Genomic DNA, 16,106 nt, shown 5'->3' with positions numbered 1-16,106 from the left:
GGATGAAGGGGGAAATCATTAGGATTAAAATAAGATTGATGTTGGGAGGGAGTAAACGGCGATTATTATAACCTGAAGATTACTTAAACAAAATCAGATAGCGACATTTACTTACACTCCCTTTCTTGTCTACCGCTCTAAAACTCCTCCCATTCATCGCTGGTAACCGGCTGCAACTGCGGTTTCACCTTGGCCGGAGTTGGACTTTTACTTACCGCCGGCGTCATTACACGCGGAAAACTTTGAGAACCGCCTAAACCATTATCGACAGTAAAGCGCCCAACCGTGACTGACAAATTTTGCGCCTGTTCTTCCAGCGATTCGGCAGCCGCCGCTGCCTGCTCGACCAAGGCGGCGTTTTGCTGCGTCACTTCATCCATTTGCCCGATCGCCTGATTAACCTGTTCGATGCCGGAAGTTTGTTCAACGGAAGCGGATCTAATCTCCGACATAATGACGGTAACACCGCGAATGGCGCTAACAATTTCCTCCATGGTCTTTCCGGCCTGAGCAACCAGCTTGGTGCCGTCCTCAACCTTTTCTACCGAATCGCCAATCAGGTTTTTTATTTCGCCTGCCGCGGCAGCGGCGCGCTGGGCAAGATTACGCACCTCGCCAGCCACCACGGCGAAACCACGGCCCTGCTCACCGGCGCGGGCCGCCTCCACCGCGGCATTGAGGGCAAGAATATTGGTCTGGAAAGCAATGCTGTCAATCACCGTGATGATATCGACAATTTTGCGTGAAGACTCATTAATATCTTCCATCGTCGTCACTACCTGCTCCACCACTGCAACACCCTTGCCTGCAATATCGGTCGCGCCGACAGCAAGCTGGTTGGCATATTGAGCGTTTTTTGCGTTTAACTGCACTGTGGAAGTCAGCTCTTCCATGCTGGCGGCGGTTTCTTCCAAACTGGCCGCCTGCTCTTCGGTACGGTGTGACAAATCGTTGTTACCCGCTGCAATTTCTTTGGCGGCAGTATTGATGTTGTTGGTGGAATCCTTGATTTCTTCGACCAGCCCCCTGAGGTTTTCGACAGTGCTGTTCATGCCGACAATCACGGCGCCGAAAGTGCCGGGGTAGTCCTTGCTGATCGTTTTAGTCAAGTCACCTTCCGACAATGCACTGGCAATAACCGATATGTCATTCAAACTGCCCAAGGCATCAAGCGAAAGGTTAATATCGTCTTTCAGTTTGCCGAGATCGCCACGCCCTTCGGCCTGAACCCGCTGACTGATATCGCCTTGCGCCACGCTGTGCATGACATTGCCTACATCGCCCAGCATCGACTGCATAGCCTGCATGGCTTGCATGGCGTGCTCTACCGCGAGCTTGTATTCGCCTTCGACATTAACATTAACCCTTTTGTTAAAGTCGCCTTCAGCAAGGGCGTTCATTAATTCGGTAATAGCGTTTGTAGTCACGGACAGCGTTTTTGCGACGGCATTCAGTTGTTTCAGCGCTGTCGCAAACCCGCCATGCAAGCCTTCGGGATAGCTCTTCCGGGTAAAATCGCCATAGATGACATAGGCCAGCGAATAATACATATCTGTCTGTGCAGTTTCGACCTGATCCATCAAATCGTTCAGCAACCAGGCGAGCTGTTGGAGCGGCCTGTCTTTTCCGCCGATATAGGTAACCCTGACATCGACAGATCCCTGCCTCCATTCCTTGCTTGCGCTCAGTAACTTCTTCAACAACAACTGATCGGCTGATATTGATTTACGCCACCAAACGACCGATAAAACCGATGCCACCGTCAATAAAGACGGCGTGATAACATTACCTCCGGTCAAAACAGGCATCCACCCATAAACCAACGAACCGGTCCAGCAACAAGCGACTACCGCTAAGGCGATAGCTTCATTATTCTTAAAGTGACTGTAAGACATTGATAAGCTCCTCGTAAGTAACGCCTTTTTCTTTTAATACATTACCCAATACTGCGCCTGACGCCGCCATAGCATCCTTCGGCCCCGCGTTACGTTCGGCATCCAGCATGGCTCGATACACATCCGTCACAATCGGAATAGCCTTAGGATTAGGCATACGGCGCACAGAGCTGTAGCCTATCTTTTGTTTGTTTTTGTCTTTCATCGGCGCTACGTGAGTAAACACCCAGTAAAACCCGCCATCTTTCGACATGTTTTTAACATAGGCGAATATCTCCTTGTCTTCCGCCAGATAATCCCACAACAACTTAAATACCGCCCTCGGCATATCAGGGTGACGAATAATGTTGTGCTGACTACCCAAAAGCTCGTGTTCCTCGTATCCCGAAAACTCGATAAAAATATCGTTTCCGTAAGTAATCCGCCCTGTCAGGTCAGTTTTGGAAACAATGAAATCCTGCTCCCGCATTAACCGTTCCTTACTTGTCGGAATGATTTCTTTTCTCTTCATTATTTTTCCTCAGTAATTGCCCTATACCCACGCAATCGTCAGTTAATTATTCGGCTAACAAAGCATTTGCGGTTCTTTAGCAAACTTGTCAGTCAGTTTATTTTTATCAAACATCAGATAAACAATCATATCCGTATTCAAAAAAAACCGATCATTCCCGATCCGGCCAATTTCTTGCCAAAAGTTATCCGTCCTCCGCCTTAAAATCAGGCTCCTATAATGCTCGCAAGAACAACTCCCCTCTGCTCACTGGGAATTCTAATACCGCCTCTATTCCGACTTGATCTTAATAACATAAAAAAACCGATACTCCAATTTTTCAACACCACACTTGGCTGTAGGCTTTATAAAAGACTGATTTTTACGACGACCCCGAATTTGGGATGATCCAGATAATAGAGTTCATTCAGTTTAATGAATCGCTTTTCATTTAAGCGGTAAATCACCGCCTTCCCCGAATCGCCGTCAAAACGAGAACCCAGCTCCAAATCAACCGTCATTTGCAGGCCCTGATCGTGTTGCATCTGGAAATAACCGTCCAACTTGCCCTCCGCACCCTGAATATGCACGGGAGCGGCTAACCCTCCGCCGCCAATTGGCTGAATCCAGGCGACATGCAGGATAGGCCGGTAAACCGGGACTTTCGATAATGCGTCATAACTCTCATCCAGCGTTGTAGCACCCGGTTTTTTATAAGCGCTCAGTTCCGTCAACGCGGATGGCCACTTAATCTGGCTGGCGGCCTGTTCAAACACCTCGGAGTTGGGCATCGCTTGCGAGAATATGATCAACTCTATTTGATAAGCGCCATCTTCAGCTAAAAGCCGGTTACTGAAAAAAACCAGCATTGCCGTCAAACTGTAGGCCATTATTTTAATTATCGTCATTTTTTATCCGCCGGTTTAAGGGTTAATTTATCCAGCAAATCGGTTATAAACTCAAGCTTCTGCTCGGTCGTTTCAAACGGTTTACTGAACCTTAACTTGTCGGCCCCATCGAATTTATAAACCTGGGCCTGGGTTTGTATCAGCGAAATCAGCTGGTCGGTATTGATATTAGGCGTCGCAGAAAAAATAATGCGCCCGCCGCCGGCATTGGCCTCTATTTTCTTGACGCCCATTTTTTCGGCCTGCTGCTTTAATTCGGCGACGCTGAACAACGTCTTTACCTGCTCGGGGAATAAGCCGAAACGATCGATCATTTCCACCTGCAATTCACGTAAATCGTCCTTGGTTTCGGTATTGGAGATGCGCTTATACAACACCAGCCGGCCATGAATATCAGGAAGATAGTCTTCCGGGATCAGCGCCGATGCTTGAAGATCGACTTCCGGCCCCCGGTCTATCGGGGTTTCGAGCTCAGGCTGTTTGCCGGATTTTAGCGCATCGACCGCGCGCTCCAACAGCTCGGTATACAGAGTAAAACCGATTTCCTGAATCTGCCCGCTTTGGTCATCGCCGAGCAATTCGCCCGCGCCGCGAATTTCCATGTCATGCGACGACAACATAAAACCGGCGCCCAAATCGCCGGATGCCTCGACCGCTTCCAGCCGTTTAATCGCGTCTTTGCTCAATAAGGATTTCGGCGGCACGACAAAATAGGCGTAAGCCCGATGATGCGAACGCCCGACCCGGCCGCGCAACTGATGCAACTGCGCCAGGCCCAATTTATCGGCGCGATTGATGATGATGGTATTGGCGCTGGGTATGTCGATGCCGCTTTCAATAATCGTAGAGCACAACAGCAGGTTAAAACGCTGGTGATAAAAATCCAGCATGATGCGTTCCAGCTCCCGCTCCGGCATTTGTCCGTGCGCAATCTCGATCCGCGCCTCGGGCACCAGCGCTTCGAGCTCCCTGGCCATTTTTTCCATCGATTTAACATCGTTATGCAAGAAAAACACCTGGCCGCCACGCTTGATCTCGCGCAAACAGGCCTCCCTGATCTGTGCATCGATCCATTCGCTGATAAAGGTCTTGATCGCATGACGGTTAGGCGGCGGGCTGGCGATAATGGAAATATCCCGGAGGCCCGACATCGCCATATTCAAAGTGCGCGGAATAGGCGTTGCGGTCAGCGTCAACATATCCAGTTCATTGCGCAGCTTTTTGAAATGTTCTTTCTGCGTCACGCCGAAACGGTGTTCCTCGTCAATCACCACCAGCCCCAGCGCTTTGTATTTGATTTCTTTCGACAATAATTTATGCGTACCGATCACGATATCGACCTTGCCCTGTTCCAGGTCGTCGGTAATCTCTTTTTGCTGCTTGGCGCTGACAAAACGCGACAGCACCTCGACGCGAACCGGCCAGTCGGCAAAGCGGTCGCGGAAATTCTGGTAATGCTGTTGCGCCAACAAGGTAGTCGGCACCAAGACCGCCACCTGCTTGCCGTTTTGCACCGCAATAAACGCCGCGCGCATCGACACCTCGGTTTTACCGAAACCGACGTCACCGCAAATCACCCTGTCCATCGGCTGAGGGCTGGCCATGTCGTCCAATATCGCCTCGATCGAGGTCTGTTGATCCGGCGTTTCTTCAAACGGGAACGCGTCGGCAAACGCCGCATATTCGACATTTTCAACATCAAACGCGTGGCCTTGCTTGACCGCTCTTTTGGCATGAATCTCCAGCAATTCCGCGGCGACATCCCGGATACGCTTAATGGCTTTTTGCTTGGCTTTGCTCCACTGATCGCCGCCCAGTTTGTGCAAAGGCGCATTTTCCGCGCTCATGCCGGTGTAACGGCCGATCACATGCAGCGATGAAACCGGCACATAAAGTTTGTCGTTATTGGCGTATTCCAGCGTCAAAAATTCCGACGCGACTCCGCCGATCTCCAAAGTCTGCAAGCCTAAGTAACGGCCGACGCCATGTTCCTGATGCACGACCGGCGAACCGATAGTCAGTTCATTCAGGTTATTGACGATATTTTCCAGCTCATGCGCCCCGGACTTGCGCCGCCTGCGCCGTTGCTGGACTTTTTCGCCGGACAACAGGTTTTCGGTGATGATCGCGATGGCCGGATTTCCGAGCCACAAGCCATGATCCATCGGCGCAACCAGAAGACACGGCGACACTTCGGACTGGAGAAACTTGTCCCAGCTTTCCACCTGCTTCACGATAATCTTGTACTGCCTTAATTTGTCCATCAAGGCTTCCCGGCGTCCTGCCGATTCCGAAACAAACAAAATCTTGCCGGCAAAACCACTTACAAACTGCTGCAAGGCCTGAGCCGGCTGTTCCACTTTCGCATCGATGGTGACATTGGGCAGCGGACGGCAGTTGAAAACGATGCTGTCGGTATCCTCGGCAGCTATGCCGCCAAGCGTAATACGGGCAAATGCTTCGGTTCTTTGCGCCAGCTCATCGGTCGACAAGAACAACAGTTCCGGTTTCAACAACGGTCTGTCCGCATCGTATTTCCGTTGCTGAAACCGGTCTTCGGCTTCGGCATAAAAAGCCTGGGCGGTCGCGGCAAAACTATCCGCCGTCACCAAAACCGCCGACTTCGGCAGGTAATCGAACAATGACGCCATTCGATCGACAAACAACGGCAAGTAATATTCAATGCCGCCGGGCGTGATGCCTTTGCTGACATCCATATAAAAATGGTTTTTCGGCGAAGTTTCCGGGAAAGCATCTCTGAAAGCCTGGCGAAAATGCTTGATGGCCTCATCGGTAAACGGGAATTCCCGCGCGGGGAACAGCTGAATCCGGTCAATTTTTTCCAATGACCGCTGCGTTTCAGGGTCGAATGTACGGATGGATTCGATTTCCTCATCGAATAACTCGATGCGATACGGCGCCTTGCCGCCCATCGGGAACAAATCGACTATCGCCCCCCTGACCGCAAATTCGCCGTGCTGGTAAACCTGAGATACGCAATGATAGCCGACGCTTTCCAGCTTCAGGCGGTTCAGCTCCAGGTTAAAATCGTCGCCGACCTTAACCGCAAAACTGTTGGCCAGAACATGCTCACGGGGCGCCAACCGGTGCATCAGCGTCGTCACCGAAACCACCAGCGCGCCGCGCTTCACCTGCGGCAACAAGGCCAAGGTTTTGAGCCGTTCAGAGATAATTTCCGGCAGCGGCGAGAAAACATCGTAAGGCAAGGTTTCCCAATCGGGAAAATTCAAAATGGGGTGCTCGCCCTGTAAGAAGAACGACAATTCATGTTCAAGCCGCAAGGCGGTCTGATTATCCGGCGTGACCATGACAAACAGACGGTCTTCATTTTTAATGGCTGAAGCCAGCGCCAACGAATCGCCGCAGCCGGTTAAGCCCGCCCAGATCAGTATTTGATCTTGTTTTTGCGGCGTTTTAGGAGAGAAAATTAAGTTGTTAGCCATTATGTTCCGTTCCCACATGCCGTATGGGAATATGCAGTTAAGGCGCATCACGCCACGAATCTCGGCCAGCCTAAACTGGAATCACGCTTAATATTATAATCGCATAAGTTGGCTGGCGCTTGGACTATAGAACAAGCGCAGACACATAGTTTGCTGTGTGTAGTTTTTTAATCATCATTGTCCCGCCTTTTAGTAACCGCCTGCACTGGGGTACAATACCCCGAGTTGTGCCAAGTACATTCAAAGACGGCATGAACGGCAATGAACTATCATCCGCCCCATGTTGATCAAATTTAAATCAAATAAAGAGAGACGCCATTATGAAAAAAAGTTTGTTTCTGACTGTTGCGATGCTGATTTCCGGCAACGTAAGCGCCGCTACCGATCATTACGTGTTGCGCGATGGCGACTATGTGCGCCACTTAAAAGTCACCAAAATCGACGACGATTACACCGTCAGCGCTGACGTAGACTTTGAAGCCACTGTCCAAGAAGCCGGCATCGCCCACTGTTCCGAGACCATTTCCGGCAAAGCCAAAAGCACAGGCGAGAACGAATTGCTGCTGAAAAAACATTCTGAAAGCTCGGCCAGTTTCTGCGAACTAAAAATCAAACTTAGCCCGAACGGCGCGAAGGTGGAAGAGTCGAAAGATTGCGGCACATTTACCGTCGGCAAATGCCACTTTTCCAGCGGCGACAAGGAACTGATTAAGATAAAATAATCGCGAATCAAGCTCATAGCCTGGATTCTTCTTCCTTACGGCCGCGCAAAGCAAACGCCGCCCAGGTGAAGAGGAATCCGTCATAAACATTATGACGGCAAACAAAAAAGCGGCGCTTCAACGCCGGAATACATTGATCGGCAAGCCTTCCGTCCAAATGTTGCCGCATGCGCATTAAGAACTGCACGACAACATAGAACACCCGGCCCGTTGCCTCGCCCAGTCCGGGCGTTTTAAAGCGAACTTTTCCTTGCCAGGCTGATCGTCATAGGGATGACGCAATAATTCCAACAACTCGTTAACCATCGAAAAATCACCCTGCTCCGCCTTGTCTATCGCCAGTTGCGCCAAATAATTTCTCAGTACATAGTTGGGATTCGCCGCATTCATAGTCTTGATTCGCACCTCATCGGTAACGCCGGAGTTTTGCACCCGCTTGATGTAAGATTTAAGCCAGTTGCCAAGACGGGCCTTGTATTCATCGGTTAGCTGCTCCGGCACATAATAGGCTTCCATCAGCGGCGCCATCAAAGCTTCATTGCCGAGTTCAGCGTCCATGACCAGCATGCCGAGCTTGCGGTAAAAAATGGTCATGTCCGTTTCGACCGTTTGCAACAGGATCAACAGCTCGGTGTGTAATTCCTTATCGGCAACCGGATCATAGGCATTAAGCCCCAGCTTGTCGGCGACCATTTTTTGCCAGCCCCGCTCAAAGGTGTCTTTATAGGCATTAATCGCCTGTTGCAGGGGCTCAACCTGTTCTATCAGCGGATAGATCGCATTGGCCAGCTGCCCCAGATTCCAGAAAGCGATTTGCGGCTGGTTGCCGAAGCGGTACCGGCGATCCGCCGCATCGGTGGTGTTGGGCGTCCAGTTGGGGTCGTAATTTTCCAGCCAGCCGTAGGGGCCGTAGTCTATGGTGAGGCCGAGTATCGACATATTGTCGGTGTTCATCACGCCGTGAACAAAGCCGACACGCTGCCAGTGCACGATCATTTCCGCCGTTCTGCGGCAGACTTCTTCAAACCATTTGAGATAAACGTCGAATGACGGCTCGCCCAAATGCGGAAAGTCGGTGCGGATGGTGTAATCGACCAGTTTTTTCAGCAGCTCTATCTCGCCCCTGGCGGCAAAAATCTGGAAATTGCCAAAGCGGGTAAACGATGGCGCAACCCGGCAAACTACCGCGCCCGGTTCGGGCCGCGGATTGCCGTTGTAAAACATATCCCGGATAACTTCCTCGCCGGTCAGTATCAAGCTCAATGCCCGCGTGGTCGGCACGCCCAGATGATGCATGGCTTCGCTGCATAAAAACTCGCGCACCGAGGAGCGCAGCACCGCCAAACCGTCAGCATTCCTTGAATAAGGCGTTTCGCCCGCACCTTTCAGCTGCAAGGTCCAGTGCCCGCCCCGGCGATTGACTACTTCGCCCAGATTAATCGCGCGGCCGTCACCGAGCTGTCCCGCCCAGTTGCCGAACTGGTGACCGCCGTAGCAGGTTGCGTAAGGGTCCATGCCGGGCAACAAGCGATTACCGGCAAATACCTGGGTAAAATCGGCCGACTCGCAATCTTCCGGGCTCAAATCCAGCAGTTCTGCAACTTCCCTGGAATAAGCAACCATCCGCGGATCGGCAACTTTGGTTGGCGACACCCGCGAATAACAGGCGCTAAGAACCTGGCGGCGATTATTAACGGTTTCATGGTCGGCAGGTAACTCGCGTATAAAACGGTTATCGAAGATCAAGTCATCGAGCCCGGACGTCGTTGTTTGAGAATTCATTTATTTCGCTCTTTTGTCGGCAAGCGGCTGCCCGCATGCGTTTTCATCGGTTGGTAATAATTCTTCCGTACAATCATGGCATCACATACGGATTCGGCGAACAGCTCATGGCAATTTAGTCTTATTCTAGCGTTAAACATGAATTCTCGTTGATATTCAGTTAAAATGGCGGCGTTAAAAAACCCTCCGCTTTGTGTGGCGGTGCGCCATTTTATTTAATGTTTTTTCTGAGGTCGTCGTATGCGTAAAAACCTTCTTACCTTTATTGGGGGCGCCACCCTGCTCCTTATGCATCCTTGGAGTCAAGCGGCCAGCGATTTACCTCCTTCGGCCAAAGTGGACATGGGAGCGGTAGAAGAAGTCTGTTCCGACTTCACCCCCGCCAAATGGCGTGAAGCACAAGTCATTGACGGTGTTGCGATACAAGCTTCACGGCTCTGTAATCCCGACAATCCGGCCGATATCGCCGCCTTTGTAAAGGGAACCAACGGCATTTCCATGACGACACTGATGGAGACTCAGCTCGCAGCCGATGCGATTACCCTATCCGACGACATCGACGGCGACGGCGACCCGGATAAAATCATCATCAAGCTTGAAGTTGCCGAACTCAACGGTCATTCACCGGACATGAAAGACCCCACCACCACTTTCGACATAGCGCCTGGCATCCAACCGACTTTTTGGGTTTTCGCTCCAAAAACCCGCGACATGTCCACGCTAAGCATCTACGAGCCGATCGCCAACCCCCTGTTGCGCGTACCGTCTCCGGTAATCCGTGTCGAACAGGATGACGTGGTCTGGCTGGTTCTGGAGAACACTCATTATTTGCCGCATTCCATCCATTTACACGGTATCGACCATCCGTTCATGGACCATGCGGGAGTGGGCAATGACGGGGTTGCGCAATCCAGCAACATGGATACGATGCCAGGACAAAGCAAAACCTACGTGATCAAACCGCGCCAACCGGGTACCATGTATTACCATTGCCATGTCCAACCGCACACCCACATTCCAATGGGCTTGCAGGGCATTTTCATCGTTGAGGAAAACCGCCCCAACAACTGGCCGCAAACCCTTAATGTCGGCGCAGGTCAAGTGCGTCATCCATCGGTCGCGGTGCTGGAAAAATATGCGCGGGAATATGATTTGCATTATGAATCGGCGGACAGGGAATTGCATGAGCTTATTGCCCGCTCGGCCAACGACCCACGGCTGATTGCCAAGCATATGAACATGGAATACGACACCACCGATGCCACCGATGATTATTTCATGCTCAATGGCCGTTCCTTCCCTTACACCCTAAGGGAATCATTGATTGAAATGAAACAGGACGAAAAAGTTAAACTGCGGATACTGAACGGTCACACCGAAGCCATGGCCGTGCATATCCACGGCCACAAGCCGACCATAACTCATTATGACGGCGTCGATAACGGACCCGGCTCATATATCCAGCGCGATGTACACACCATGGTGCCTGCGCAGCGTCTGGACCTGGAATTAAGCGGCATCGATGACGGCTTGCACAGCTTTGGCCAAGGCATCTGGATGTTCCATGACCATGTTGAGAAAGCGTTTACCACTAACGGCGTTGGCGAAGGCGGCGACATCAGCCTGGTCGTTTACGACGGCTTCCTTGATGAAAAAGGCATTCCCAAATCGCATGGCATGAGCCTTGCGCCCTATTTCACCAAAGGCATGTGGAAACGCGATTACCCGATCTGGCAAGACTATGACGAGTGGCGCAGCTTAGGCCTGCCTGACCTGAAGGCAAGCTACCAACCGTCAAAAGTTGCGGTGCAAACCGTACAACCCAAACGGACGGACGCAACGCCTGAAGCTGAACAGGAAAGCTCTTTTGTTGGAAACTTGCTATTCGGTTTAATTCTGGGGCTATTAAGTTATGTGCTGATAATTAATCGCCAATTGATTATTGACCGTGTTCGTAAACTGATTAATAAATAACTCCGTAACTTCGGATAACCCGCAAGGTGACTCGGCTAAGTGCGGAATACTGGTAAATAGGCGATTAAAAGTCTTTTATTCACCACGAAGGACACGAAAGAATAAAACTTCGTGTCCTTCAGTCTTCGTGGTGAAGTTTTTCTAATCGGTTTTTTGTGAATTTACCCGTTATTAGTAAGAAGTTACAAAAATGACTATCAAGCATAGAAAGCGGATTACCTTAATATGATGCGAACCCGTGCCATACTTGTTATGGCATTGATCTGTCCTTGCTTTTTGGCGTCGGCTGAACCCATCCATCTACAGTTACGCTGGCATCATCAATTTCAATTTGCCGGATACTATGCGGCCTTAGAAAAAGGCTATTACAAAGAAGCCGGACTCGACGTTATTATCGACGAAGGCAGCCCGGAAAAAAAACCGGTGCAGGAAGTTCTTCAAGGCCGCGCCCAATACGGCGAGGCCAACAGCGAATTACTGCTGGAACGCTTGCGCGGCGCGCCGCTTGTCGCCTTGGCTGCGATCTATCAACACTCCCCTTCCGTATTAATCGCCCGAAAAGATACCGGAATCTCCTCGCCTGACGACTTGATCGGGAAAAGAGTCATGCTATTGAATCAGGCTGTCGACGCCGATTTTGTCGCCATGTTCAATAATGAAGGTATAGATATAAGCCGCATTCAAGCCATCCCCAGCAGTTATGAAATTCGTGATTTGATTGACGGTAAAGCCGACGCGTTTAATTCATATCTAAGCAATGAACCTTTTTTTCTAAAGCAACAAGGCGTTGAGTTCAACGTACTCAATCCGCGCAACTACGGTATCGATTTCTACAGCGACATTCTGTTTACAACGGAAAACGAGCTGAAACATCATCCTGAACGCGTAAAGGCATTCCGCCAGGCCAGCCTTGAAGGCTGGTATTACGCAATGGATCACCCGCGGGAAATCATTACCCTGTTGCTCAATAAATACAAAACCAATAAATCCAGAGAACACCTTGAGTTTGAAGCCGACGCCATACGCTCCTTGATCATACCGGACGTCATCGACCTGGGACACATGAATCCCTGGCGCTGGCGGCACATGGCGGAAACATTCGTCAAGGCGGGCATGGTTGAAAACGATAAATTTTTACAAGGTTTCAGCTATGATCCAAACCCCAAAGCCGACCAGGAAAAGCTGATCCAATATCTCAAAATCGCCGTAATCATTACCCTGCTGACCGGCGTTATCACCTTGAGCCTATTAGCCGCCTATAGATCGTTAAAACGAAAAAATAAAATAGCCGCTCGCAACGAAAATCTTTTACGTTTGGCCCATGAGACGGCAGGCATAGGCTACTATGTGACCGACCTGGCGACAGGGCGCTGGGAAAGTTCGCCCCTGTTCGATCAGATTTTCGGCATCGACGCGCGCTTTGAACGGGATATTCCCAATTGGGCTGCATTGATTGATCCTGAGCACCGACAGTCTGTGCTGGATCACTTCCAGAAAATAATCCATACCCACGAACGATTTTCGATGGAATATGTCATCATCCGACCCAGCGATGGCAAATCACGCTGGGTAGTTGATCATGGCGACATCGAGTACGGCAAAACCGGCAATCCCGCACAACTGATAGGCACCGTCCAGGATGTTACCGAACGGAAGCAAGCGGAAGCTGCGCTACGCGAGAGCGAGGACGCATTCCGGCACCTGTTTGAAGATTCCAACGACCCTGTTTTACTGATCAAAGAGGGGCGATTCATCGACTGCAATGCCGCTACGTTAATCCAGCTGGGTCTTAAGTCAAAATCGGAACTCATTAATTGCCGGCCCGATGAAATATCTCCCTCCTATCAGCCCGATGGACAACCATCGGATCAAAAAGCGGCTGAAATGATAGCTACAGCCCGGAAAGTGGGTTATCACCGATTTGAATGGCTGCACATCAGGGCCGATGGATCGCACTTTCCTGTAGAAGTGTCCCTAACGCCAATGACAGTGAATAGCGAGCTTATTACCCATGTCTGTTGGCGCGACATAACCGAACGCAAGGCCGTTGAAAACAAATTACGCAGCCGTACCGACGAACTGGCCCTGCAAAATCAAATTCTGCAATTAATTAATCGAGAGGACGATCTCCACAACATATTAGATGAGTTAGCGCGTCAAATTGAAGCGCTGCACCCCGACCTATTGTGCTCAATTTTGCTGCTGGATAACGACAATAAACATCTGCGCCACGGTGCGGCGCCAAGTTTACCCGATTTTTACAGTCAAGCCATTGATGGCTTGGAAATCGGCGATGGCGTAGGTTCCTGCGGTACGGCTGCGTATCTCGGCAAGACTGTCATCGTTGAAGATATACAACACCACCCCTATTGGGAACCGTATCGTGATCTCGCCAAGCAAGCCAATTTACACGCCTGCTGGTCGCATCCGATTAAAAACAATCAGGGCCGCGTGCTAGGAACTTTCGCTTTCTATCATCGACCTCCAGGGATGGAAGGAGTGTCGCACATGGTAGGGAACCAATGCGGCCGACCACCAGGGATGAAGAAAGCGCCGACACCGATGGAGAACTGGCTGGTGCAATCAACCGATGCCGAAATCAGCCTGATTAAGCACTATGCCGGTCTGGCGCAGTTGGTGATCGAACGGAACCGGTCAACGATGCAAATAGCGGAATCCCTGTCGATACTAAAAGCCACATTGGAATCCACCGGCGAGGCCATTCTGGCCGTGGATCTACACAATAATTGGCTGCTGTATAACCAAAAATTTATTGATCTATGGCAAATCCCCAATGAAGTTGCAGCCGCCAAAATTGGCGCTAAAGACGGCAGCATAGAATTATTGTACGGCCCCGATCAAATCAAAGATACCGAAGCTTTCTCAAATAAGGTAATCGAGCTGTATGCAACTCCCGAAGCTCATTCTTTCGATATTATTGAGTTTAAGGATGGAAAAATTGTCGAACGCTATTCCATCCCCAAACTGATTAACAACAAAGTAGTCGGCAGAGTATGGAGTTTTCGCGACGTTAGCGAACAAAAACGGGCGGAAGCCGAACTCCGCATCGCCGCAACCGCCTTTGAATCGCAAGAAGGCATGTTCATCACCGATGCCGATCAGGTTATTTTGAAGGTCAACAAGGCGTTTACCCGTATCACCGGCTATAGTCCCGAAGAAGCCATTGGGCAAACCGGTGCTTTGCTTAACTCGGGCCGTCATAATGCGCACTTCTACCAAGCACTGCAACACAGCCTGCAACAGGATGGCTGCTGGGAAGGCGAAATCTGGCATAAACGCAAAAATGGGGAAATCTACCCCGAATGGCTGATCATCACTGCGGTTAGCGATGCGAATAGCAAGATCAGCAACTATGTCGGCGCCTTCACCGACATCACCAAAGACAAGGAAGCGGAAGAAACCATTCACAATCTGGCCTATTACGATCCGCTCACCGCACTGCCCAATCGCCGCCTGATGTGGGAACGTCTGAAGCACAGCATTGATATGGAGCGGCGTGACGGCAAACAACTGGCGTTGCTGATGCTCGATCTGGATCGCTTCAAAGCGGTCAATGACAGCATGGGGCACTTGGCGGGTGACGAGTTACTGCAACAGGTTGCCGCCCGCATCAAGTCAAGGTTGCGCGAGGTTGACATGGTCGCTCGTTTGGGTGGTGACGAGTTTATCGTGCTGCTGGAAGATATTACACACCCGGAAGATGCAGCGCGGGTCGCGGAAGAAATCGTCGCCGACTTAAGCAAGCCTTTTGAGTTGCTGCAAAATAACAATGCCAATCCTGATGAGCCGAACCGAAAGGTCAGAATAGGCGCCAGCATAGGGATCAGCTTGTTTCCCCAGCATGGCGACAGCCCCGAAGCGCTGCTGGATAACGCCGACATTGCACTCTATAGAGCGAAAGATGAAGGCCGCGGTTGTTTTGCCTATTTTTCGGAAGAATTCACCATTATCGCCCGCGAACGTATTGCGCTGGAAACCCGTCTGCGCCGCGCCACTGAACAGCGGGAGCTGTGCGTCTATTATCAGGCGCAAATAGACATCGACAGCGGCCTGATAATCGGCGCCGAAGCCTTGGTACGCTGGCAAGATCCCACCGAGGGACTGATTTCGCCATCCAGCTTCATCTCCATTGCCGAAGAAACCGGGCTGATCGTTGAAATCGGCGCCTGGGTGTTGCGCGAGACTTGCCGGCAAGGCAGGCGCTGGATAGACGCCGGTTTGCCGTCATTAACTTTAGCGGTCAATGTCTCCCCACACCAATTCCGCCGTAGCGACATCAGCGCTCTGGTAGCCGATGTTTTGCACGAGACCGGTTTCCCCGCCGAACTATTAGAACTGGAACTCACTGAAAGCGGCTTAATGGAGAATGAAGACAAAGCCGTCGAGGTGCTCAATAATTTGCGCGCCCAGGGCGTCCGTCTTGCGATTGACGACTTCGGCACCGGCTATTCGTCGCTGGCTTATCTAAAGCGCTTCCCTCTGGACGTACTGAAAATCGACAAAAGCTTTATCGATGATATTCCCTCGCTGCAAGACGACATGGAAATCACCGCGACGATAGTCGCGATGGGGCATATTCTAGGATTCAAGGTGTTGGCCGAAGGCGTTGAAACGCTTGAGCAACTGGCATTTTTGCGGGAAAAAGGCTGCGATACCTATCAAGGCTACATCAAAAGCAAGCCCTTACCCGCCGAAGAATTTGCCCGGTTATTAATCGATCAAGCATAGGGAAGCCCTGAACAAACCGTTTTCGTTCATGCGCAACGAAAAGGCAATCAGCGCTTCCTAGTCTATTGGCATTACAAAATAACTCCGCAAAGATTGCAAACGGCTTCATGAGGGGACCTCTC

The 16,106-nt window shown here is 50.8% G+C and carries 8 protein-coding genes; 3 read left to right on the top strand and 5 right to left on the bottom strand.

Translation table 11 applies throughout. From position 1 onward, the window contains the following. Positions 1-137: 137 nt before the first annotated feature. The 4 genes from B0F88_RS02875 to mfd form a co-directional block, all read right to left on the bottom strand. On the bottom strand, positions 138-1,895 hold the full coding sequence (locus B0F88_RS02875; protein WP_104422443.1) for a methyl-accepting chemotaxis protein: 1,758 nt from the start codon (positions 1,893-1,895) through the stop codon (positions 138-140). After that, on the bottom strand, positions 1,876-2,406 hold the full coding sequence (locus B0F88_RS02870) for a PAS domain-containing protein (RefSeq protein WP_104422442.1): 531 nt from the start codon (positions 2,404-2,406) through the stop codon (positions 1,876-1,878). The genes B0F88_RS02875 and B0F88_RS02870 overlap by 20 nt, the downstream gene beginning before the upstream one ends. A gap of 344 nt (positions 2,407-2,750) precedes the next feature. After that, positions 2,751-3,293, bottom strand: coding sequence for a CsiV family protein (locus tag B0F88_RS02865; protein ID WP_104422441.1), 543 nt, complete (start codon positions 3,291-3,293; stop codon positions 2,751-2,753). Further along, positions 3,290-6,757 carry a transcription-repair coupling factor gene (gene mfd / locus B0F88_RS02860; RefSeq protein WP_104422440.1) on the bottom strand — a complete coding sequence of 1,156 codons (3,468 nt, stop codon included), beginning with the start codon at positions 6,755-6,757 and terminating at the stop codon, positions 3,290-3,292. Before mfd ends, B0F88_RS02865 begins: the two co-directional genes overlap by 4 nt. 320 nt (positions 6,758-7,077) lie before the next feature. Between mfd and B0F88_RS02855 the strand changes: the two genes are divergently transcribed. After that, positions 7,078-7,479, top strand: a complete 402-nt coding sequence (locus B0F88_RS02855) for a hypothetical protein (RefSeq protein WP_104422439.1) — start codon at positions 7,078-7,080, stop codon at positions 7,477-7,479. Between the two features lie 174 nt (positions 7,480-7,653). On the opposite strand, the gene B0F88_RS02850 is transcribed toward B0F88_RS02855, so the two are convergent. Continuing rightward, the gene (locus B0F88_RS02850; protein ID WP_104422438.1) at positions 7,654-9,261 is read right to left on the bottom strand and encodes a protein adenylyltransferase SelO; all 1,608 of its coding nucleotides are present in this window, start codon (positions 9,259-9,261) and stop codon (positions 7,654-7,656) included. A 240-nt stretch (positions 9,262-9,501) separates the two neighbouring features. Between B0F88_RS02850 and B0F88_RS02845 the strand changes: the two genes are divergently transcribed. Together B0F88_RS02845 and B0F88_RS19620 are read left to right on the top strand one after the other, a co-directional pair. Next, positions 9,502-11,235 (top strand): multicopper oxidase domain-containing protein, encoded by a 1,734-nt coding sequence (locus B0F88_RS02845; RefSeq protein ID WP_104422437.1) that lies wholly within the window; start codon positions 9,502-9,504, stop codon positions 11,233-11,235. A gap of 225 nt (positions 11,236-11,460) precedes the next feature. After that, a complete protein-coding gene (locus B0F88_RS19620) occupies positions 11,461-15,984 on the top strand; it encodes an EAL domain-containing protein (RefSeq protein ID WP_104422436.1) in 4,524 nt (1,507 codons plus the stop codon). The last annotated feature ends 122 nt before the right edge of the window (positions 15,985-16,106 follow it).

Source organism: Methylobacter tundripaludum (genome assembly GCF_002934365.1).
GTDB classification, from domain to species: Bacteria; Pseudomonadota; Gammaproteobacteria; order Methylococcales; family Methylomonadaceae; genus Methylobacter_A; species Methylobacter_A tundripaludum_A.
Note: the sequence above shows the minus strand (reverse complement) of the source record. Positions and strands in the feature narration are given on the sequence as shown.

Excerpts from the sequence above, each read along its gene's own strand:
- B0F88_RS02865 (WP_104422441.1), bottom strand. The coding sequence starts at position 3,293 with ATGACGATAATTAAAATAATGGCCTACAGTTTGACGGCAATGCTGGTT.
- B0F88_RS02855 (WP_104422439.1), top strand. The coding sequence starts at position 7,078 with ATGAAAAAAAGTTTGTTTCTGACTGTTGCGATGCTGATTTCCGGCAAC.
- B0F88_RS02870 (WP_104422442.1), bottom strand. The coding sequence starts at position 2,406 with ATGAAGAGAAAAGAAATCATTCCGACAAGTAAGGAACGGTTAATGCGG.
- B0F88_RS19620 (WP_104422436.1), top strand. The coding sequence starts at position 11,461 with ATGATGCGAACCCGTGCCATACTTGTTATGGCATTGATCTGTCCTTGC.
- B0F88_RS02845 (WP_104422437.1), top strand. The coding sequence starts at position 9,502 with ATGCGTAAAAACCTTCTTACCTTTATTGGGGGCGCCACCCTGCTCCTT.
- mfd (WP_104422440.1), bottom strand. The coding sequence starts at position 6,757 with ATGGCTAACAACTTAATTTTCTCTCCTAAAACGCCGCAAAAACAAGAT.
- B0F88_RS02875 (WP_104422443.1), bottom strand. The coding sequence starts at position 1,895 with ATGTCTTACAGTCACTTTAAGAATAATGAAGCTATCGCCTTAGCGGTA.
- B0F88_RS02850 (WP_104422438.1), bottom strand. The coding sequence starts at position 9,261 with ATGAATTCTCAAACAACGACGTCCGGGCTCGATGACTTGATCTTCGAT.